General features: G+C 48.3%; 20 protein-coding genes and 9 pseudogenes. 6 read left to right on the top strand and 23 right to left on the bottom strand.

Features of this window, described 5'->3' with window-relative positions; genetic code table 11:
* Positions 1–69 precede the first annotated feature (69 nt).
* Positions 70–1,247, top strand: a pseudogene (gene hisD, locus JCM16161_RS04850) (histidinol dehydrogenase).
* On the opposite strand, the pseudogene hisH reads toward hisD, so the two are convergent.
* Both hisH and hisE read right to left on the bottom strand, forming a co-directional pair.
* A pseudogene (gene hisH, locus JCM16161_RS04855) lies at positions 1,215–1,816 on the bottom strand (imidazole glycerol phosphate synthase subunit HisH). The pseudogenes hisD and hisH sit on opposite strands and share 33 nt — an antisense overlap.
* Complete coding sequence (hisE, locus tag JCM16161_RS04860) at positions 1,809–2,114, bottom strand: phosphoribosyl-ATP diphosphatase (RefSeq protein ID WP_054855159.1); 306 nt, start codon at positions 2,112–2,114, stop codon at positions 1,809–1,811. The pseudogene hisH and the gene hisE overlap by 8 nt, the downstream one beginning before the upstream one ends.
* Positions 2,115–2,195: 81 nt before the next feature.
* On the opposite strand from hisE, the gene hisI reads away from it, so the two are divergent.
* Entirely contained in the window at positions 2,196–2,588 is a 393-nt protein-coding gene (hisI, locus tag JCM16161_RS04865; protein WP_054855160.1) for a phosphoribosyl-AMP cyclohydrolase, read from the top strand.
* A 15-nt stretch (positions 2,589–2,603) separates the two neighbouring features.
* Here the strand turns inward: hisI and hisF are convergent, their stop codons facing one another.
* The 11 genes and pseudogenes from hisF to thrC form a co-directional block, all read right to left on the bottom strand.
* Complete coding sequence (gene hisF / locus JCM16161_RS04870; protein ID WP_243669407.1) at positions 2,604–3,305, bottom strand: imidazole glycerol phosphate synthase subunit HisF; 702 nt, start codon at positions 3,303–3,305, stop codon at positions 2,604–2,606.
* Between the two features lie 54 nt (positions 3,306–3,359).
* Positions 3,360–3,947 (bottom strand): imidazoleglycerol-phosphate dehydratase, encoded by a 588-nt coding sequence (hisB, locus tag JCM16161_RS04875; protein ID WP_054855162.1) that lies wholly within the window; start codon positions 3,945–3,947, stop codon positions 3,360–3,362.
* Positions 3,940–4,620: a HisA/HisF-related TIM barrel protein gene (locus JCM16161_RS04880; RefSeq protein WP_054855163.1), complete on the bottom strand. Its 681-nt coding sequence runs from the start codon at positions 4,618–4,620 to the stop codon at positions 3,940–3,942. The genes hisB and JCM16161_RS04880 overlap by 8 nt, the downstream gene beginning before the upstream one ends.
* On the bottom strand, positions 4,620–4,871 hold the full coding sequence (locus tag JCM16161_RS15510) for a hypothetical protein (protein WP_243669594.1): 252 nt from the start codon (positions 4,869–4,871) through the stop codon (positions 4,620–4,622). Before JCM16161_RS15510 ends, JCM16161_RS04880 begins: the two co-directional genes overlap by 1 nt.
* Positions 4,872–4,922: 51 nt before the next feature.
* Positions 4,923–5,134 (bottom strand): annotated as a pseudogene (gene hisG / locus JCM16161_RS15515) (ATP phosphoribosyltransferase); the annotation flags it as partial.
* A gap of 18 nt (positions 5,135–5,152) precedes the next feature.
* A pseudogene (hisG, locus tag JCM16161_RS15520) lies at positions 5,153–5,440 on the bottom strand (ATP phosphoribosyltransferase); the annotation flags it as partial.
* A gap of 127 nt (positions 5,441–5,567) precedes the next feature.
* Complete coding sequence (locus tag JCM16161_RS15525; protein WP_243669409.1) at positions 5,568–5,717, bottom strand: hypothetical protein; 150 nt, start codon at positions 5,715–5,717, stop codon at positions 5,568–5,570.
* Positions 5,696–6,637 (bottom strand): histidinol-phosphate aminotransferase family protein, encoded by a 942-nt coding sequence (locus JCM16161_RS04890; RefSeq protein WP_243669411.1) that lies wholly within the window; start codon positions 6,635–6,637, stop codon positions 5,696–5,698. Before JCM16161_RS04890 ends, JCM16161_RS15525 begins: the two co-directional genes overlap by 22 nt.
* 97 nt (positions 6,638–6,734) lie before the next feature.
* A complete protein-coding gene (locus JCM16161_RS15530; RefSeq protein WP_243669413.1) occupies positions 6,735–7,367 on the bottom strand; it encodes a hypothetical protein in 633 nt (210 codons plus the stop codon).
* Complete coding sequence (locus JCM16161_RS15535) at positions 7,301–8,008, bottom strand: MFS transporter (RefSeq protein WP_243669415.1); 708 nt, start codon at positions 8,006–8,008, stop codon at positions 7,301–7,303. The genes JCM16161_RS15530 and JCM16161_RS15535 overlap by 67 nt, the downstream gene beginning before the upstream one ends.
* 61 nt (positions 8,009–8,069) lie before the next feature.
* Positions 8,070–9,299: pseudogene (thrC, locus tag JCM16161_RS04900) on the bottom strand (threonine synthase).
* A 132-nt stretch (positions 9,300–9,431) separates the two neighbouring features.
* On the opposite strand from thrC, the gene JCM16161_RS15540 reads away from it, so the two are divergent.
* Complete coding sequence (locus JCM16161_RS15540) at positions 9,432–9,620, top strand: hypothetical protein (RefSeq protein ID WP_243669417.1); 189 nt, start codon at positions 9,432–9,434, stop codon at positions 9,618–9,620.
* The gene (locus JCM16161_RS04905) at positions 9,614–10,405 is read left to right on the top strand and encodes a homoserine dehydrogenase (protein ID WP_243669419.1); all 792 of its coding nucleotides are present in this window, start codon (positions 9,614–9,616) and stop codon (positions 10,403–10,405) included. The genes JCM16161_RS15540 and JCM16161_RS04905 overlap by 7 nt, the downstream gene beginning before the upstream one ends.
* Positions 10,406–10,410: 5 nt before the next feature.
* Here the strand turns inward: JCM16161_RS04905 and asd are convergent, their stop codons facing one another.
* From asd to cimA, 4 genes and pseudogenes are all read right to left on the bottom strand, one after another.
* Positions 10,411–11,430, bottom strand: coding sequence for an aspartate-semialdehyde dehydrogenase (gene asd, locus JCM16161_RS04910; RefSeq protein ID WP_243669421.1), 1,020 nt, complete (start codon positions 11,428–11,430; stop codon positions 10,411–10,413).
* Between the two features lie 115 nt (positions 11,431–11,545).
* Positions 11,546–12,040 carry an aspartate kinase gene (locus JCM16161_RS04915; protein ID WP_054855165.1) on the bottom strand — a complete coding sequence of 165 codons (495 nt, stop codon included), beginning with the start codon at positions 12,038–12,040 and terminating at the stop codon, positions 11,546–11,548.
* 260 nt (positions 12,041–12,300) lie between these two features.
* Positions 12,301–12,525: a hypothetical protein gene (locus JCM16161_RS04920; protein WP_243669423.1), complete on the bottom strand. Its 225-nt coding sequence runs from the start codon at positions 12,523–12,525 to the stop codon at positions 12,301–12,303.
* A gap of 150 nt (positions 12,526–12,675) precedes the next feature.
* Positions 12,676–14,176, bottom strand: a pseudogene (cimA, locus tag JCM16161_RS04925) (citramalate synthase).
* Between the two features lie 167 nt (positions 14,177–14,343).
* Here cimA and JCM16161_RS04930 point away from each other — a divergent pair.
* Positions 14,344–14,870, top strand: a pseudogene (locus tag JCM16161_RS04930) (3-isopropylmalate dehydratase small subunit).
* A 134-nt stretch (positions 14,871–15,004) separates the two neighbouring features.
* A complete protein-coding gene (locus JCM16161_RS04935; RefSeq protein WP_054855167.1) occupies positions 15,005–15,769 on the top strand; it encodes a hypothetical protein in 765 nt (254 codons plus the stop codon).
* A gap of 101 nt (positions 15,770–15,870) precedes the next feature.
* On the opposite strand, the gene JCM16161_RS04940 is transcribed toward JCM16161_RS04935, so the two are convergent.
* The 6 genes and pseudogenes from JCM16161_RS04940 to JCM16161_RS04960 all read right to left on the bottom strand — a co-directional run bounded on the left by JCM16161_RS04940 (position 15,871) and on the right by JCM16161_RS04960 (position 20,113).
* Positions 15,871–16,164, bottom strand: coding sequence for a hypothetical protein (locus tag JCM16161_RS04940; protein WP_243669425.1), 294 nt, complete (start codon positions 16,162–16,164; stop codon positions 15,871–15,873).
* Between the two features lie 115 nt (positions 16,165–16,279).
* Positions 16,280–16,794 (bottom strand): annotated as a pseudogene (locus JCM16161_RS15545) (aconitase family protein).
* A gap of 49 nt (positions 16,795–16,843) precedes the next feature.
* The gene (locus tag JCM16161_RS15550) at positions 16,844–17,527 is read right to left on the bottom strand and encodes an aconitase family protein (RefSeq protein ID WP_243669427.1); all 684 of its coding nucleotides are present in this window, start codon (positions 17,525–17,527) and stop codon (positions 16,844–16,846) included.
* Between the two features lie 131 nt (positions 17,528–17,658).
* A complete protein-coding gene (locus JCM16161_RS04950) occupies positions 17,659–18,633 on the bottom strand; it encodes a thiamine pyrophosphate-dependent enzyme (RefSeq protein WP_054855169.1) in 975 nt (324 codons plus the stop codon).
* Positions 18,623–19,850: pseudogene (locus JCM16161_RS04955) on the bottom strand (ferredoxin oxidoreductase). Before JCM16161_RS04955 ends, JCM16161_RS04950 begins: the two are co-directional and overlap by 11 nt.
* Positions 19,847–20,113 (bottom strand): 4Fe-4S binding protein, encoded by a 267-nt coding sequence (locus tag JCM16161_RS04960; protein WP_054855170.1) that lies wholly within the window; start codon positions 20,111–20,113, stop codon positions 19,847–19,849. The pseudogene JCM16161_RS04955 and the gene JCM16161_RS04960 overlap by 4 nt, the downstream one beginning before the upstream one ends.
* Positions 20,114–20,187: the final 74 nt, after the last annotated feature.

A 20,187-nucleotide genomic window follows, 5' to 3' on the forward strand; every position in this document is an offset into this window, starting at 1 on the left:
CTTAAATGCATGTATTTAAGCGTAATCGTGGGTGTGCCCTTGAGGGTTGGTAAGGACTCCCTTATCAGCATGGCTAGGAAAGTGAGGGATTTAGGTCAGTATGTTAATGCTGTTGAGCCTATCGTGAATGAGGTTAGGTCTAGGGGTGATGAGGCGGTCATTAAGTATACCGAGACCTTAGATGGCGTTAAGTTAGCAGGTATTGAGGTGGGCGCTGAGGAATTGAGAGAACTCGCATCGAGGGTCAATAATGAAATTGCCCAAGCCATAGACACTGCGTATAAGTCGGTGGAGGATTTCAACCGTAAATTAATGCCGAGGGACTTCGAGGAGGAGTGCTGTGGGTTAATTAGGGGCGTTAGATGGGTGCCTATTAATAGGGTTGGGATTTACGTACCTAGGAATTACTTCTCTACCTTAATAATGACGGGGGTCATAGCCAGGGTCGCGGGTGTTGGGGAGTTGATAGTGACGACACCCCCGAGTAAGGACGGCAGCATAAGCCCGGAGGTTGCCTACGTGGCGTTAAGGCTCAATGCCAGGGTGTTCAGGGTGGGGGGTCCGCAGGCCATTGCCGCCATGGCCTTTGGAACTGAGTCGATACCCAGGGTTGATAAGATCGTCGGTCCAGGCAATGCCTATGTGCAAGCCGCTAAGTACTTGGTCTCACGGTACGTGGGAATTGACGGCATTGAGGGCCCAACAGAACTCGTGGCCTGCGCCGACCCATCAATTGACCCAGAACTCGTTGCCCTAGACGTCATGGCACAGCTTGAACATAATTCGGCGATTGCCATAATAATCACCTGGGATGAGAGGTACCTAGGCGCCATTGAGTCCATGCTCACTAATTCGAATTATCTATCGACCTCGTTGATGGTCCTAGGGATTGCGTTAACCTAATTAATGAGTTGGCGCCAGAGCACGTGACGTTATGGGGCCTGGAAGACTTGGTTAGTGACATTAGGAACGCCGGCGCTGTGTCGGTCTCTCTACCCTCGGCAATGATTGATTACGTGGCCGGTCCAAGCCACGTACTGCCCACCGAGTCCTCGGCAAGGTGGAGGGGCGCTCTTTCAGTTTATGATTTTATGAAGCCCGTAGTGTACGTCAAGGCCGTTAATAAGGAGTCAGTGAGTGTTTTGGCGAGGCACGGCGCCTCATTGGCGTTGCAGGAGGGGTTTAGGAATCACGCCAAGTCAATAACTGCGTGGTTACTTACGGGTAACCTCGATAAATCGCCTTAGCACACTTAAGCCGTTCCTGGAGCTCTTTTCTGGGTGGAATTGAACGCCAAACGTCATCGCCCTCTCATCACATAGCACGCTGAGTATGTCGTCATTTCCATAATGAGTAATCCCTGAGTAGGGCAGGTCATTGCCTGGGTTGACCACGGCATAACTATGCATGAAGTAGAAATACCCATCACCACTGATTATCTCGCAGGGCCTTACTGACTTCACGAGGTCCCAGCCGATGTGCGGTACCCTAGGCCCCTTAAGCCTACTGACCCAGCCTGGGTACCAAGACAGGCCGCTCAGTGAGCCTCATCACTGCCCCTGAACATTACCTGGAGCCCTAGGCAAATACCGAGTATGGGCACCGAACCCCTAACCTTGGATAATGCATCCTTAAACTTATCAAGCCTAGACATGGCAGCATCGAAGGAGCCAACGCCTGGGAGTATGATGGCGTCTATGCTCGCGAACTCGCCAGGTTCATTAATGATGACAGGCTCGGAACCTATCTTTCTAAACGCATTAATTAAGCTGCCCAGGTTTCCCACGCCGTAATTTATGATGCCGACTTTAACCATGGGCACCAACCCTGGTTACGTGCCTATTGACTAACTCTTCGCATACATCATCAAATGTAATATTCATAAACCTAAGGAGTACCAGTAGGTGGTACATTAAATCTGCTGTTTCCATAATGACCCACCTTCTATCACCCCTCATGGCCGCCACTACGACCTCCACCGCCTCCTCACCAACCTTCTTACTGATTAAGTCCACACCACCATCGGCCAGTTTACGGGTATAACTACTCGAGTCTCCATGCTCAATCCTATCATCAATTATTCTCTGTAGTTCATCGAGGAATTGGCAGACCATTCACTGCCTAATCTATATATGCTTTATATTGATTACGCACCCTACCGAAAAACTAAATAGTAGGCGGCCTAGTGTAACTCGATGATTAATCCACCAAGTAATATCAAGGTACTTAGGCTTAGTGAGGAGGAGGCTAGGAAGATAGCTGATTCCCTGTGGTATAGGCATACGGACAATACCGTGATCGCGGTGGCCCAGGATCACGAGACGAAGGATGTCCTAATGGTGGCGAGCATGAATAGGGATGCCGTCATTAAGACATTAACCACAGGCTTGGTCCACTACTGGTCGTTAAGTAGGAGGAGGCTTTGGCTTAAGGGTGAGACCAGTGGGCATTATCAATACTTAATAAATTTCAGGGTTGATTGCGACAGGGATGCGGTACTCCTACTCGTATACCAGGTGGGTAATGCGTGCCACCTGGGCACGCGATCATGCTTCGACCTAGGCGATATAACTAAGATAAGGGTTTAACCTCATGGATCATCCCTAAACCCTCACCTTAATACCGGCCTCCGCCAGGTACGCCTTAAGCCTCTGGATGTTTATCAAACCCATGTGAAATACGCTCGCCGCCAAGGCCGCGTCTGCGTACTTAAGCACGTCTACGAAGTGCTCAACCCTACCAGCACCACCGCTGGCTATTATTGGTATGTCAACCACATTGGAAATAGCCCTGTAAAGCTCCACATCATAGCCCGCCCTAGTGCCGTCGGCGTCAATACTCGTCACCAGTAATTCACCGGCGCCAAGTTCCTCAGCCCTCTTCGCCCACTCGACACCGTCAAGCCCAGTCTCCCTCTTACCGCCCTCGACGTAGACCCTCCATGAATCACCGAATCTCCTAACATCGATTGCTACAACGACTGACTGGGCCCCGTACTCCCTAGACAGCGCCGTTATTAAACCAGGGTTTCTAACGGCCGCCGTATTAATGCTAACCTTATCAGCACCGGCCTTGAAGGCGGCATCCGCATCCTCGAGACTCCTGATCCCACCACCAACACCCAACGGTATATTTATCGCGCCAGCGACGTCCTTAACCGTCTTTAGGAATGTTTTCCTACCCTCAATAGTAGCCGTTATATCAAGCAGCACTATTTCATCGGCGCCCTCCTCCTCATACCTACTCGCCAACTCCACAGGATCGCCAACCACCCTAAGCCCCTCGAAATTTACTCCCTTAACCACAACGTCAGCATCCACATCGAGGCAGTATAATCCTCCTAACGATTCCCTGGGGCCTCATTGCATGGTCCCCTTAAGGCTCCTTACTTTATTATCCACGTATTCCACGGCCTGCGCAATTGATAGGCCAAGGGACTTAAACAACGCCTCGGCCATGTGATGATCATTCTCACCCCACCTAATCTCTGCGTGTATTGTTGACCTGGAATACGTGGCAAGCGTCCTAATTATATGCGGTATCATCTGGGTTGGCAGGTCACCAATTCTCTCGTTAATGAAGGAGCCCCTGAATACCCAATAAACCCTACCAACGAGATCTACGGCGGTCACCGCCAAGGCATCATCCATAGGCACCATGGACCAACCAAACCTCCTTATACCAACTCTATCGCCTAACGCCCTATCTATTGCTGTGCCCAGGGCTATAAACACGTCCTCAACCACGTGATGCTCATCAAAGCCCCTCAAATCCTCAGCCACAACCTCACCTGAAGCATTCATATAGAATATCAGCGTCTCAAGCATGTGGTTAAGGAACTTGACCGGTGTTGAGACCTTAATAATGCCAGGTTCCAATGTGAGTCTAACATAGACCTTCGTCTCGCTGGTCTCACGTTTGACCTCGGATTCCCTGACCTTACTCATGACAATTCACACCCCTTATATAGAGCATATAACCCACTATAACACCATCAAGCCCCAGGTCCCTCAGTTGTTTAATGTGCTCACAAGTCGAGACACCACCTGCATAAATCACCTCATCAGCCCTATCCCTTAGTAGGTCTACTATTTCCTTACTAATCAGGGGACCTACTCCCGTGCCTTCTACGTCAATTGCTGTGTAGATTAACGTATGCACCTTAGGCAGTGAGCGAACAACCGTTACCAACTCACCTATGGGTCTTGTCCAACCCCTACTCATTACTAACCCTCTCGATACGTCTATAGATATGGCAACGGCATCGTAACCAAGCCCTTTAATGAATATGTCAACGGTGCTCGGGTCCTCAAGGGCTGCCGTCCCTAAAACGACCCTACTGCAGAATTTAAGGGCTTCCTCACCCACCTCCAAAGTTCTAATACCACCACCCACCTCACACCTTCCCCTGAACTCCCTGCCTATTCTAGCTATGGAATCGATATTTACTAGCATGCCCTGCTCAGCGCCGTCAAGGTCTACGATGTGGACAAAGCCAAAATTTCTTGTTAATTTGATGGCATCATCAATGCTAAGTCTAATCAATTCAGTGCCCTTGACCCCCCTAATCCTCTTAACGGCATAACCATTACTGATATCTATTGATGGTATAATGAGCATTACGTAATCACCTTCTCAATACTCATAACCAGGATATCCTTAGCACCGGCGCTTTTCAATTTGACGAGCAGGCTGGGCAGCTCGTCATCGGGCACAACACTGATAACCTCCTTAAAGGGCTTGTTCGCGATATCGGCGACGGTAGGCCCCTCCATCGCCGGTAGTATGGACAATACCTTATCTAGAGCCTCCATTGGCACGTTCATTAAGACGAGCTTCCTATTAACCGAGGATTTAACCCCACGAAGCATCAGGAGGAGCCTTTCCATGACCTCATCACAATTACTAGGGACTACATTATTAGTTATTAATACGGCCTCCGTCTCCATGATTGTCCCAATGGGCCTAAGGCCGTGAATCCTCAGGGTGGTTCCCGTGGACATCACATCCACTATGGCGTCGGATACGCCGAGTAATGGCATTATCTCGGCGCTGCCTGATATCTTGATTATCTTGACGTCCCTACCCCTAGCCTGAAGTAATTCCTCGTTAAATTAACGTACTTAGTCGCGATCCTCATGCCATCCTTAATATCATCAACGTCGGTAATACTTGATGAGTTTGGCACGGCAATTACAATCCTCCCATTACCAAAACCCAACCTCTCAACTACCCTAACCTCCGACTGGCTCTCAATAACGTAATCAAGCCCTGTTATACCCATTATGGCTGCGCCTGACTCAACTATGTACGGTATATCCTCAGGCCTAACCCTAATTATGTTTAGGTCGGGCCAATTCGTCGGTATCATTAACGCCCTATCATCATACACCTGTAGTTTGACCCCAACCTCCTCCAACAACTTTATTGTTGGCTGCATTAAACGACCCTTTGACGGGATTGCCATTACGCATGTTCCAACGCCATCAAAGGCGCGTATATTTAGGGTATATAAGCATTACCATAATTTATAAAGTAACCGTACATACTCACCAAAGGTAAATAACCTACCTATCCCCACCCAGGGCCTTAAGCGCCTCCTCCAACGCCCTAATTAACCCAGTGGCAATGGGCATGGGCGGTATTGTAGCCCTAAGGCAATCCTCACAGAGAACCTTACCGCTTAAATTCCTAATTACAAACCCCCTCCTAAACAATTCATGGTATAAATCATCAGCCTCCTACGACCGCCTGCGCGGAAGGTCACGAAATTGGTTACCGAGGGTAAAGGCTCTAGGTCTAAATCCCTTAACGATTTGATTAAGTACTCCCTCACCTTAACCATCTCGTCAATACTCCTCTCCACGTAATCCCTCAGCTCTAATGCCCGTAAGACCAGGGCCATCGATGGATACGGTATGTTATGCGGCAATGATAGTCTATTAAGCCCATTAACCACCGTATCCGAGGCAACTATATAACCAACCCTAAGGCCCGCGAGTCCCCAGGCCTTAGAGAATGTCCTCACAACGGCCAGGTTATCGTAATCCCTAATTAAATTAATGAGGCTGTGCCTAGCGAACTCGGCGTAGGCTTCGTCAATGACTACGAGCGATTTAACATGAGATAGTATGCTCTCAATGGATTCTCTATCGAATAGGTTGCCCGTTGGATTATTTGGGTTGCATATGTAGATTACGTCGTAGGAATCACCAACCCTAATAATATAGTCAACGTCTAGGTCATAAGTAACGGGTTTAAGTAGGGCTTGGTCTACCCCCAGCATCATTGATTCGGCGAGTATTCTGGGCATTGAGTACGTTGGTTCAATGATAAGGACCTTCCTAAGCCCATGCAATGCAAACTGAATGAGTAATCTCAAGCCCTCATCACCACCAGCCACCGCGAAGACGTTGCTGGCATCCACATTGAGGTGCTTAGCCAATGCCTCATTGAATGTGGGGTTAAGGGGTTCTGTGTAGTACCTAATCATGTCGGGGTCTAGGGACGTAGCGAGTAACTTCTCATAGTACTCACGTGGGAGGAATAGGTTCTCATTAAAGTGAAGCCTATGGACGCTGTATCCCACGTTCGGTTCCTCATAAAAATTAAGGGACAACGCATTTCTCCACGACATTATTTATGACCTAAATTAATAGTTTATAAATATTACAACACAATACTATATAATTAATTCTCAATCAATTTTTACTTTATTCATCTATATTCTTCATTTAGGTCTTCATCTTCCTAATAATGGTCATGGCAGCCATAGAGCTTATAACCATTAATGCACTACTCCATATCGTGTTTATGACTATCGCTGACAGCCATGGCACTGGTTTTACGGAGGCGCCCGCCATTAGTGTCGTTATTATGGCGGCCCAGGCCGCCAGCCAGGTCCCGCCGTTATAACTTAAGCCGGCGCCCGTGGCCCTCACGCTTGGCGGCAGTAGGTCCCTAATGTAGACCTGCATAACCCCAACAGGTAGTACCGCTATGAAGTCCCAGAGCAGTACTAACCAGCCGTTTCCTAGCATGAGTATTGCGTACATTGTTGGGTATATAAGGACTATTATTATTAATGCCGTGGCCAGTAAGGCCCTTACTGAGCTCCTTAACCAATCAACCAAGACACCGCCAAAGACGCTGCCTATTGCGTCGCTTGCTGAAAGTACGGTCAATATGAAGCCTGCCAGTGCGGCTGGGTAGTTAAGTACGGTCTGTAGTATGAATGGTGATAATTCAAGCATTACGTAGTACTCATAGAGGAAGCCCATGGCGGCTAACAGGATAACTATTATGGGTAGCCAATACTTCGTGAATAGAACCTGTAGGGAGTACTTACTTTCTCCGCCCTCTCCCACTCAAAGGATTCCGTTAGGAACCTCCTCCTAAATAACCAACCAATTATTGTAGTGACAATACCGCTCCAAAACACAATCCTCCAACCAATAGTACTCAAGGCACTTTGCGGCAAGTAGGTGGCAACCAAGGTGTAGGTGAAGGTGACGCCAAATATGCCGATGTCAAAGCCCGCCTGCATAATACCACTGGCCAAGCCCCTTCCCTTAATAACACTCTCAACAGCCATGACACCGCTTGATGAGTATTCACCACCAAGGAAAAAGCCGACGGCGAACCTTAGGATTATTAATAATACTATCGCCAATATGCCGGCCTGGGCGTAGGTTGGTAGGAAGCCCATTAAAAAGCTTGAAAGACCTGCGCCGAGCATCGTTACGTAAAGCACGTGCCTCCTACCAACCCTATCAGCCAGATTACCAAAGAAGACACCACCAAGAGGTCTAACCGCCAGTGATACGCTGAAGGCAGCCAATGTGGCGAGCATCGAGCCTAGGTGCCCAAGTTGTCCAAAGAATAGAGGGGCGATTATCGGCGCAACGAAGGCATAGGCAACAAAGTCATAGGCATCCAATCCCCAACCCAACATTGAACCAACAACATTACGCCAACTACCCAACTGAGTCTTAACCCCGTGGCTCACTAATCCCTACCTTATATATTCTATTTAAATTTTACCTAAGGCATTAAGAATTTATATTTGCTCAATCGTTATTCTTGACATTCCCATTAGTTAATAGGGCTTTTAACTCGTTAATTGACGATATATTGATGGTATTATTATCACCACTTAGTAAAAGCACGTCTGGATCCTTAAGTGCGTGTCCTGTGGCTATCAGCACGACCTTATCCCTTACATCAATTAACCCATTACTTAGAGCTCTTAAATAACCTGCCAATGAGGCTGCACTGGCGGGTTCAACCCCAATGCCCTCCTTACCGAGCATTTTTTTGCGCAGTTAATATTTCATCATCACTAACCTCGAGGAATGAGCCGCCGCTATACTTAACGGCTCTGTAAGCCCTAAACCAATTAACGGGCTTACCAATCCTTATTGCCGAGGCCACGGTCTTCGGATTATCAACCCTCGCCTCACCTAAGCCCCTCCAGTACCTGACCATTGGTGCCGCCCCCGATGCCTGAACACCAATCATCCTTGGTACATGGTCAATGACTCCCAACTCCATTAGTTCCGTAAATCCCTTCCAAATGGCGTATATGTTTCCGCCATTACCCACGGGTACGAAGACGTAGTCGGGAACACCGACCTCCTCGACTATTTCATAGGCAATGGTCTTCTGTCCCTCTAACCTCCATGGATTTATTGAGTTAAGTGGGTAGTAACTAATGCTGTTGACGCGCCCATTACTCAATACAGTCTCTAGCACATACTCCAGTGCGTCGTCGAATGTGCCAGGCACCTCGGCAATCTTCGCACCATGTAGCATGGCCTGCCCTAACTTACCCCTGGCCACACCACCCTTTGGAAGGACGACCACGCACTCAAGGCCTGCCCTGGCTGCGTAGGCCGCCGCTGACGCCGCCGTATTACCCGTCGATGCCACAATAACGCCCTTAACACCTATTGATGATGCCAGTGATACCCCCACCGTCATTCCCCTATCCTTAAATGAACCCGTTGGTTCGCGCCTTCAAACTTGACATAGGCATTGTCATAACTCCTCAACTTAATTAGTGGTGTTGAGCCCTCGCCCATTGTGACAATATTGATAGGTTCAGGTAGTAATTCCCTATACCTCCATACACCCCTACCACGTAGATTACCCCATTCAAGTTTGACCTTGTCAGCAATTAATATTGCATCAAGTAGTTCACCACATCTTGGGCACCTCATTACGTGTGGGCTTGCCTCAACCTCAAAGCCGCACCTTGGGCACTTTAGGGTATACTTACTGAGAAGTCTTGAGTTCATGCCTGGGTTTCCATTTCAATCCCCAGGTGATTTCAATTATTTAGGTTATTTAAGCATTACCATTAAATTAATAGGGCATTGATTTATGGTAATGCTCTTAAATAAATTATAAATTATGTAATTACCAACGGCATGAGGGGGTTTAGGATATTAATAATTGGCTTCGGAAATGTTGGTCAAGCCTTCTTTAAATTACTAAACCTAAAGAGGGACGCGCTAGGCGTAAATGCCTCCGTTGTTGAGATAATCGATAGAAGCGTGGGCACATTGTTAACCCAGGGCCAGGCATTGTTGATGAAGCCCGTAGTGGTAAGTTGTTAGGTAGGAAGATAGACCTGGACGAAATTCCCAACCTAATTGAGGAGAGCGATGCGGACATAGTTTGTGAGTTCACGGACCTAAACATCAGGGAGAGGGGAGAGCCTGCGTTCACCTACTTATCGACGGCTATTAGGAGTGGTAAGCACGTGATCACGACTAATAAGGGGCCAATAGCGTTCCACTATGATGAATTAATGGAATTGGGTAGGAAGTATAATAGGCTTGTTAGGTTTAAGGGCACCGTCATGGCCGGCACGCCGTCCTTCAACATAATCGACCTACTACCTGGTGTAAGGGTTAATTACTTCATGGGGATCCTCAACGGCACCACAAACTACATACTAACGAGGATGTACGAGGGTATGGACTTCAACGAAGCCCTCAGGTTAGCTCAAGAGAGGGGCTTTGCGGAGGCTGATCCCTCACTCGACGTTGATGGTTGGGATGCGGCTTTGAAGACCATAATCATCTCTAGGGTGCTTGGTTGGAGGCATGACCTTGGTAATATGGAGGTTAGGGGAATACGTAATTTAGACATTAAGGCCTTTGGGGATAGGGTTGTTAAGCTCATAGCCTATGCCGATAAGGAGACGGCGTACGTAAAGCCAATCCCGCTGGATAGAAGTGACGTCCTGGCCCATGTAAATGAGAATTTGAATGCGTTAAGGATAAATACGGATATCCTGGGCGATATCACGGTCATAGGGCCTGGGGCTGGGCCTATTGAGACTGCTCAGGCCGTGTTGACGGACCTAGTTTACATAATTAATAATGCCGGGGATTAGCGCATTTAAAGTATGTTTAACGCCTTCATGGTCTCCAGGGTCAGTATGGTTATCCCCGCAGCACCGCGTACAAGGTTATCGCCCAAAGCCACAAGCCTCAACACCCTATTCTTAATCGATACCCTACCAACACTGACTGCCATTGGGTCCAAATCCCTGGCAGGTTGGGGTGCGTCAACCCTGTTAATTACCCTAATTGGTTCCCTAGGTGCCGTTGGTAATTCCCTCTCCTGGGGCAGTGATCTAAATCTACTTAACCTATTAATTATATATTCAGTGTCCACGTCCTTGGTCAACACGGCATGTATGACGGCCATATGCCCATACTTAACGGGCACCCTGGTCGTGGTTACGTAAATTGGTTTGCCCCAGGGGTCGAACTTATCGGGGTATTGCCTGCCAAGCATCTTATTCAATTCTGCATCTATCTTCTCCTCCTCACCCTTTATGAAGGGTATCACGTTACCATCAATGGCCAAGTAAGAAAGCCCTAGGTAACCCGCCCCGGATACCGACTGTAATGTAACGATGTGCAGCGAGTCTATTAAGTCCTGAATAGGTTTAAGGGGCATGGATATTATCGCCGCCGTGCAGTTTGGGTTCTTAACAATCCAATTACCCTTAACCTCCCTGAGAATTCCCAGGTGCTCCCAATTAACCTCGGGGTTTATCAATGGTATCCTCGGGTTCATCCTCTCGGGCGATGCATTTGAAATAACACTTAACCCAGCACTCAGTAATTTACTCTCGACGGGCCAAGCAATGTCATTCGGTAATGCTGAAAGCACGACATCGGCTGACTTATGGTCTGAGGGTTCCGTGGATACTAATGTGATGTCCCTGGCATACTCAGGCACGTCACCCGGTATGAACCAGTGAACCGCCTCGCCATACTTACGACCAACCTTACCTGGGGATGCCGACAAACCAACTACCTCAATAAATGGGTGATTGGCCAGTAACTTAACCATCCACTGGCCAACGAGCCCCGTAGCCCCAAGTATCGAAACCCTTATGCGATCCATGATCTCACCCACCTATGCAGGTCCCTCGCCAATGAGACGGCATCATCCCACTCATTTAATAATGCGTACACGGCGTGCTGGTCATCACTAATAGTCTCCGCATCATGAGACGCCATTATCTTATACGCCTCACCCTTAAGTGACTCACCTGGGAAATCCTGCAACCGACCACGGACACCCTGAACATGCCCCTAACCTCATTCAGCGCAATTAATTTGGGTGTTGGCACGCAGTTGTTGATTACGTATGTCCCATCCTCACGCCAGGGATCCGTTATTATTGTTAGGACTTTACTCCCTAATAATGGTTCGAAGGTCCTTGGGTGGAACTTCTTGGCGCCAAGTAATGATGCCGTGTAAGCCTCGTCATAGCCAACCTCCCTAAGGAGTACTGGGTCGCTTATTATCCTTGGGTCACCACTGAGTATGCCACCACTGTCCGTGTAGAAGGTTAGTCGTGACGCGCCTAGGTAGCTTGCGAGTAGGGATGCCGTGTAGTCACTACCGCCCCTGCCGAGGGATGCGTACCTACCATCATTGGTAATACCTAGAAAGCCTGGAACCACAACAACATCATACTTACTAAGGGCATTACCCAACCTTTCAACCACGTACTTACTGCTTAATTCATGATTAACCGAGGCAAAGCCCCAATTGCTGTCAGTGACTATGCCAGGTTCATAGATTGCCTTAGCCTTAGGCCAAGTACGTCATTAAGGGCCCTCTCAATTAATAATGCCGAGAGTAACTCGCCGTGAATGATCACGTGATCCCTGACCCAGGCTCGCCGAGGTTTATAAACCTACTAAGCTCCTCACGCATGAGCTCGAGGAACGACACAAGGTCATTAAGGCCCAGATTTAAAGCCTCGCTATATATATCGAAATTGCCTCATCGAGTGCCTCTTTATCATGGTCGTTAAAGGCCTTATTAATAAGTCCGTAACGCCCTTCATCGCCGAGACCACAAGCACCAACTTATTACCCAGGTAATCCCTACCAACAACCCTACCTATTACATTAAGGACATTACCACTCGTCAGTAACGAACCACCCACCTTCGAAATCCTAACCCCCCGTTCTAGTACAGTTTCCATTTCCATCCGGTCACCTCTATATAGGCACGAACATAACACATATTTAAAATTTACTATCTCGAATATAGTATATACCTATTACCATGGTATAAATAGCAATAACAATATATAGAATTAGGAGTATAGATGTCATAGTTAATGCATTATTCCTCATTTACCTTTATAATTATAAATCATAAGGATATAGTTAAGCCCGTCAACCAGGGCCTCAACACTAGCCGCAATTATACTCGTTGACACACCCACGGTTCTCCACCTAATCCCACCATCGCTGAATTCCATGAGGACCCTAACCACGCTCTCCGTGCTCTTAACCTCACCGGGGAGTATGACCCTATAGTCGGTGAGCCTTACCTTATTAAGCTCGGGGAACAATCTCGAGGCGACGCTCCTCAATGCCATGTCAATCGCATGAACGGGCCCAACGCCCTCGGCAACGCCTAACTCCCCATTGACCTTTACCACGGCCACGTGCATGTCATCATCACTAACCACCTTCCAGTAATCAATCCTTAACGGGTCCCTGAAGAGTCCCATCTCCCTGAGGGCTATGAGTATTGCCGATGCCGACGCCAGGTCGAAGCTATAACCCTTATTTTCAAGCTCCTTTATCCTCTCCAGTGCGCGTTTGAGCTCGGGTCATCCTTACTCACGTTAAGGCCAAGCTCTTTGAGGTGCACGAGTATGTTCGATGAGCCCGCGAGCTCCGAAACCACGAACCTCCTCGTATTACCGACAAGCTCGGGGTCAATATGTTCATACGCCCTAGTCACTTTATATACACCGTCAACATGAAGGCCGGCCTTATGGGAGAAGGCGTAATCACCCACGTATGGTTGATACGGGTTAGGGTTCAACCCAGCGGCCTCATAGACAAACCTGGACACGGCCTTTAACTTCTTAAGATCGTCAACGCCCCTAAGAACCCTAAAGCCGAGTTTAAGCACTAAATTCGGTATTATCTGGACTAGGTCGGCATTACCCGTCCTCTCACCAAGCCCATTAATGGTTCCCTGAACATGGCGAGCGCCGGCTAGTACACCCATTACCGTATTAGCCACGGCGCACCCGGAGTCATTATGCATGTGAACACCGACAGTAACCCTCAACTCCTTCACAGCCTTACCAGTTATTTCGTAAACCTCGTGAGGAAGCATGGCGCCGTTTGTGTCCGCGAGGACCACGGTATTAGCCCCAGCCTCCTCGGCAGTCTTAACAACCCTGAGCGCGTAGTCAGGGTCCTCCCTAAACCCCTGGTAGAAGTGCTCAGCGTCGAAAATCACCGTTAAGCCGTGATCCCTAAGGTAACGAATACTGTCATAGACCATGTCCAGGTTATCCTCAGGCTAACCCTAAGGACCTCCCTGACATGGAGAGTCCAGGACTTACCGACAAGAACCGCAACATCAACGCCAGAATCCAGTATAGCCGCCAGGTTAGGGTCGTCCTTGGCACTGACACCCTTTCTCCTAGTCATACCAAAGGCGGCCAGCTTGGCATGACTCAATGAATAATTCCTCATAGCCCTAAAGAACTCAGCGTCCTTAGGATTACTACCTGGCCAACCACCCTCGATATAGTCGACGCCGAGGTCATCGAGCATGAGGGCAATCCTAACCTTATCATTAAGCGTGAACGAGACGCCGGTCATTTGGGCCCCATCCCTAAGTGTTGTGTCGAGAACCTCAACCCTCGTGGATTTCTACACCACCCATACCAAGCCTAGGTTATAGTAAGTATATATAAGCATTACTTCATAACAATAATATATTAAGTTTTACTTGATGAGCGTACAAAATTTAAATATACTCATTAGATATGGATACCGTGGGGTCCAGAGAACTTATTATCGAGGGCCCAGTGATTAAGGTTGGTGATAACATAGACACTGACGTGATAATACCTGCCAGGTACCTCGTTTACACTGATCCATCAATACTCGCTAAGCATGCAATGGAGCCCTTAATACCTAATTTCTTCGAGAAGGCTAGTAAGGGCGTGGTCCTAGTCGCGGGCAGGGGCTTTGGAATGGGTTCAAGCCGTGAGCAGGCAGCGATTGCTTTAAAGGCGGCTGGCGTTAGGGCTGTGCTTGCTGAGTCCTTTGCCAGAATATTTTACAGGAACGCGATTAACAACGGCCTACCAGTGCTTGTGGTACCCGGCGTTAGTAAGGAGGTTAATGATGGCGACTTCGTGAGGGTTAACGTGAGCACTGGCGAGGTAGTTATTAATAACGGGCAGAGGTTACTGAGGCTAAACCAATAACGGGTATGGCCCTTGAAATACTAATTAGTGGTGGTCTGCTTGAGTATATTAAGTCACGTGGAGTGTCAGGTAATATTTAATCAGCTTCATTACGATGAGGGTTTTGTAAAACTTTCAGCAAAGTCATTGATAAGGAAGTTAGCAAAACACTTAATAAATCGTTAAGAAATGGGCTGTTAATGGGTAATAATGGCTATATTGATGTCCAGGACCTATGGCGAAAAATCCTAGCTGGATTAACGAGCGAGGCATAGGCACCGTACGCATCAGTCTCGATAAGGGGAAAGCCATAACGTATAGGGCCTGGACCTACGAGAAGAGGGAGTTATCCTTCAATAATGGAATGAGTGAGTTGAGGATTAAGGGTAAGGCACACGTAGAGTTAAGGGCGCCTGAGGAGTACATAAAGGGGTTGTGTGGGATTATCGTGGATTTTATGCGTAGTGAGGGACGTAAATACGACTTCGTAAGCCTAAGAGCACCGCTGGATGTAATTAAGCACTTCATACCACCACCAAATGTATGTAAGTGTTCACTTGAGAACTCGTTGATGAGGGTTAGGGAGATTATTAATAATTCTACTGCTAATAAGGTGGTCCTCTTCCTTAGCACAAGCGAGTTCTTAGCAGGGTCCGCGGATGTTGATGAATACGTGTTCACTGACGGTAATATAGTGATAAGGGATGATGTCATGATGTTTAGCGGTACTAAAGCCCATCATAACCTTCTCTACTCAATTGAAGTTCATGGCTCTACATGGTCAATAATTATTGAGGGGATTGTTGATGCCGAGCTATACATGTACGTACATGCACCTAGGGAGCTTTGGGATACGATAATTAATGGCATTAAGGAGGCAGTGGGTAATAGGGATGTCGAGATTATTAATGAGGATGAGGATTATGAGGAAGACGGGGTTGAGGAGTTAAATGAGGAAGATGAGGATAGCAATTACGACTTTGTCATCGGTCCCAACTAATCACCAATACTGAGGAGGCCCGAGTACCTAACCTTACTGGCGTCATCATCCACGAACCTCCGCTTACCACTACCCGCAGCCAGAATAACAATACCCAACTCCTATGATAACTTATCGTTAATTATCACCTCCTCCTCAATATGCGATATAACGGCATCACAGACAACATCGCGGGTCTCCCTATCGTCGGTTACCACGGTTATTTGCACTGAACTCGGTACAACGTACTCTCTGATAGGCCCACCAGCCGTTCCCAACTCAATTAAGTACGCATTATTTGGTGGTGGCCATAATGATAAGGCCCTAGCTAAATTAAGCGGTACCAGTACCTGGGGCTTCTCGGTCTCAAAGCCTGTATTAACGAGTGCCGTCGTGATTACCTCTCGCTCCTTCACCCTCAGCCTTACCCTTATCGCCACGGTTAATCACCCATATATGCCCAATCCTACCCTTAATCCTAGTGTTGTCCACAAAATCTATACTTAAAATTAATGGTTAATAAATCCTAATTTACGTAAGGTACTTCCTGGGATCAACAAATTTGCCATTTAATGCCGCAGCAGCGGCTACAGCCGCATTTGCCAGGTAAACCTTACCCTCCGGTGAGCCCATCCTGCCCCTAAAGTTTCTACTGCCCGTGGACACGGCCACCTCCCCAGGGCCGACGAGGCCAAAGTGCCCGCCGAGACATGGACCGCAGGTGCCGTACGTCACCACACAGCCTGCCCTCACTAGCGTGTCTATGTAACCTAGTTCCGAGGCCTTTATGTATATCTCGCGTGAAGCGGTATTACCACGCACCTACTCCTCGCCCTACCATTCCTCAGTATCTTGGCCGCAACCTCAATATCGCTAAGCCTACCATTTGTGCATGAACCTATGAACACGTAATCCACGTCCAAACCCTCAACCTCACTTATTGACTTAACATTATCAACACTGTGCGGCGCGGCCACCAGTGGCTCTAACTTGCTCAATTCAACGTCATAACCATCAACATACCTGGCGTCTGGATCCGGCGTCACCGGCCTAACCTCGACACCCCTCCTCTCCCTAATGTATCTTACAGTCTCACTATCCGCACGAACATGGCGGCGTCGAGCCCGAGCTCCACGCCCATGTTTGACACGGTGGCCCTATAATCCATTGGGAACACTCCTGGATCCTCGGTAAAGAACTCGGCGGACTTACCATTAAGCCCCTCAGCCTAAACACACTGAGTAGGTGTAATGCGACGTCCTTACCGTAAACCCCAGGGCCTGGCTTACCAAGTATTCTGATCCTAAATGGTTCAGGGACTACGAGCCAGGTCCTACCTGTTATCACTATGGCGGCTATGTCACTAGCCCCAAGCCCCTGGGCAAAGGCGCCCACTGCGCCAACCGTTGTTGTATGGCTATCAGCAGCCATAACCACCTGTCCAGGGAGTGCGTAATGATCAAGGAGCAATTGGTGCAGAATTCCATCACCAACATCATGGAAGAACTTAACGCCGGCAGTCTTCACAAACTTCCTAAGCCCAACCTGAATCTCAGCAGCCCTCTCCGTGGGTGGTGGAGCCAGGTGGTCAAAGGCTAGGACAAACCTGTTAACATCCCAAACCCTGACAATCCCCATCTTCTCCATAACCTCAACCACATGATAACCTGTGAGGTCATGAAATGCCGCCAAATCAACATTTACTTCCACAACATCGCCAGGACTTACGGATTTACCTGATGCCCTGCTTAGTATCTTCTCGGTCAGTGTTAGGCCCATTAATTCCTAGAAATATATAGTGTTTATATGGTTTATCTCATAATACAGAGATTATGAATAATGCGTTACTATTTCGTAATTTTATTGCTTACTTCAAATAACGAATTAGGTAGATTAAGCCTAAACATTGATTATGAGTGTGTGACTGAAACCCCTGAACTCATTGATAATCGCCATAGGTAATTTAGGAATTCATCAACATCCCTCTCAAGCTCCTTTATTTCCTCATCAGTTATGTGGGACCACCTGGATTGAGCCTTAACAAACTCCTTCAGTGGCTTACGCAGTCTTCTATCCATATACATATCACTCGGTGGGTTTATGATTAACCTATCGTGGTCCCACTCGTATAGTGGGAAGTAGCCTGTTTCTGTGGCTAGCCTGGCTATCTCGATCATCTTCTCATCAGGGAATCCCCAACCTGGTGGGCATGGTGCTAGTACGTGTATGAAGGCTGGGCCCTCATTCAAGTAACTTAATGCTTTCCTAACCTTATTAATTAAGTCAATTGGGTAAGCCACATTCGCGGTTGCTGCGTATGGTATGTGATGTGCGATCACGATGCTCATTATGTCCTTCTTTTTCTCTATCTTACCTCTAATGACCGTTCCAGCGGGCATTGTGGTAGTCTTCGCAAACTTAGGCGTTCCTCCGCTTCTTTGTATTCCCGTGTTCATGTACGCCTCGTTGTCGTAGAGTACGTAGAGTACGCCGTGACCACGCTCAAGCATACCACTCAAGGACTGCAAACCAATATCATAAGTACCACCATCACCAGCGATGGCTATAACCTTGGTATTCCTCTTCAATAGACCATTCCTATTCAAAGCCTTTATGGCCGCCTCAATACCCGCCGCAACGGCGCCCGCGTTCTCAAAGGCCACATGTATGTATGGGACTCCCCACGATGTGTATGGGTATATGGTAGTCGTAACCTCTAGACAGCCTGTGGGGTTTACAATTATTACATCAGGCCCCGACGCCTTAAGTATTAACCTAGCAGCCAGGGTGGCGCCGCAGGCCGGGCATGCAGTATGCCCTGGCGCAAAGTACTCCTCCCTGGGTATGTCGAGGAATGACTTAACGAGCTTAACCTTAACTGACATATTCCCTCACCCCCATGTACACCGTGCTCCTTGCCAGGTTTGCTGGGTCCGATGCATTGATTATCCTTATTAACTCATTAATGTCCTTCGAGAACACAGTCCTCTGCCCAAGCCCGTGAATCACGGAGATCACGGGCGTATCAATGCCCCGGGATTTCAATGCAGTCGCCACCTCGAGTGCCACCGGACCTCTATTGGTGCTCCTGGACTGACGGCCCTGTCGATTACGGCCACCGCCTTAACACCCTCAATAGCCCTCACCAAGTCATCGGTTGGGAACGGCCTAAATAACCTAAGTCTCAGGGCGCCGGCCTTAATGCCGCTCTTCCTCGCCATGTCAACCGCCTTCTTCGTATTGCCCCATATGCCACCGTATGTTATAATTACGTAGTCCGCATCATCTATCCTATACTCCTCAATCAGCCTATAATTCCTACCAAAGGTCTTGTTGAATTCGTCATGTACACCCTTAATTACGTCCATTGAGTTATGCATCGCGTCAATCACTTGATACTTAATTTCATAATACCACTCGGGTATTGCCATGACACCCATGGTTATGGGCCTCCTACTATCTAGTATTGGTCTATTGATCCTCTTCGGTGCAAAGCTTCTTATGGCATCTAAATCGTATAATTCCACTGGTTCTGTGGTATGGCTCATTAGGAATCCGTCATATGCCACCATGACGGGCAGCAGGACCCTGCCGTCCTCGGCAATCCTATAGGCCATTATTATCGAATCATAAACCTCCTGAGCAGACGAAGCAATCAACACAACCCAACCGGTGTCCCTAACGGCTGCCAGGTCCTGGTAATCACCATGAATGCATATTGGTGCTGAGGCAGCCCTTGTGGCAAGGGCCATGACTATTGGAAGCCTGAGCCTGAGGCTATGTAGAGTAGTTCGAACATGTAGAATAGCCCCTGGCTTGAGGTTGCTGTGAATGTCCTTGCGCCGGCGGCCGAGGCGCCTATCAACGCTGACATGGCACTGTGCTCCGACTCAACCGGTATGTACTCAGCGAGCATTTCACCGTTTACTACGAAATCCGCTATCTTCTCGACGGCAGGGGTTTGCGGCGTTATTGGGTATGCCGCTACCACGTCGACCTCCGCATCCTTAGCGGCATAAGCCGCCGCGTGATTAGACGTTATGGCAATCCTATCCCTAACAATACCCTTCTTAATCTTTGGCTCAGCGGTTACCAGGCTCATTCCTCAACACCCTCTGGCACCATCCTTATCGCCTTTGTTGGGCATTCGTGGGCGCAGATTCCGCAGCCCTTGCAGTGGTCATAGTCAATTTCATACGTAATGTCATACCTCCTGCCGTCCTTTGTGACGTATGGTTTATCGAGCTCGAGTATAGCGGGCTCCGGGCAATAAACCCAGCAGGTCCTGCACCTAATGCAGGCATCCTGATCAATGACCGGCCTCTCAGTCCTCCAAGAACCAGTATTGTTCTTAGCAGTGCTCATCGGCTCTATTACGTAACCACCGATGGCAGGTAACTCCCTCCAGCCCAGTAACTTAACGGCCTTTGGAGCCAGGC

The sequence above is a fragment of the Vulcanisaeta sp. JCM 16161 genome, assembly GCF_001316285.1.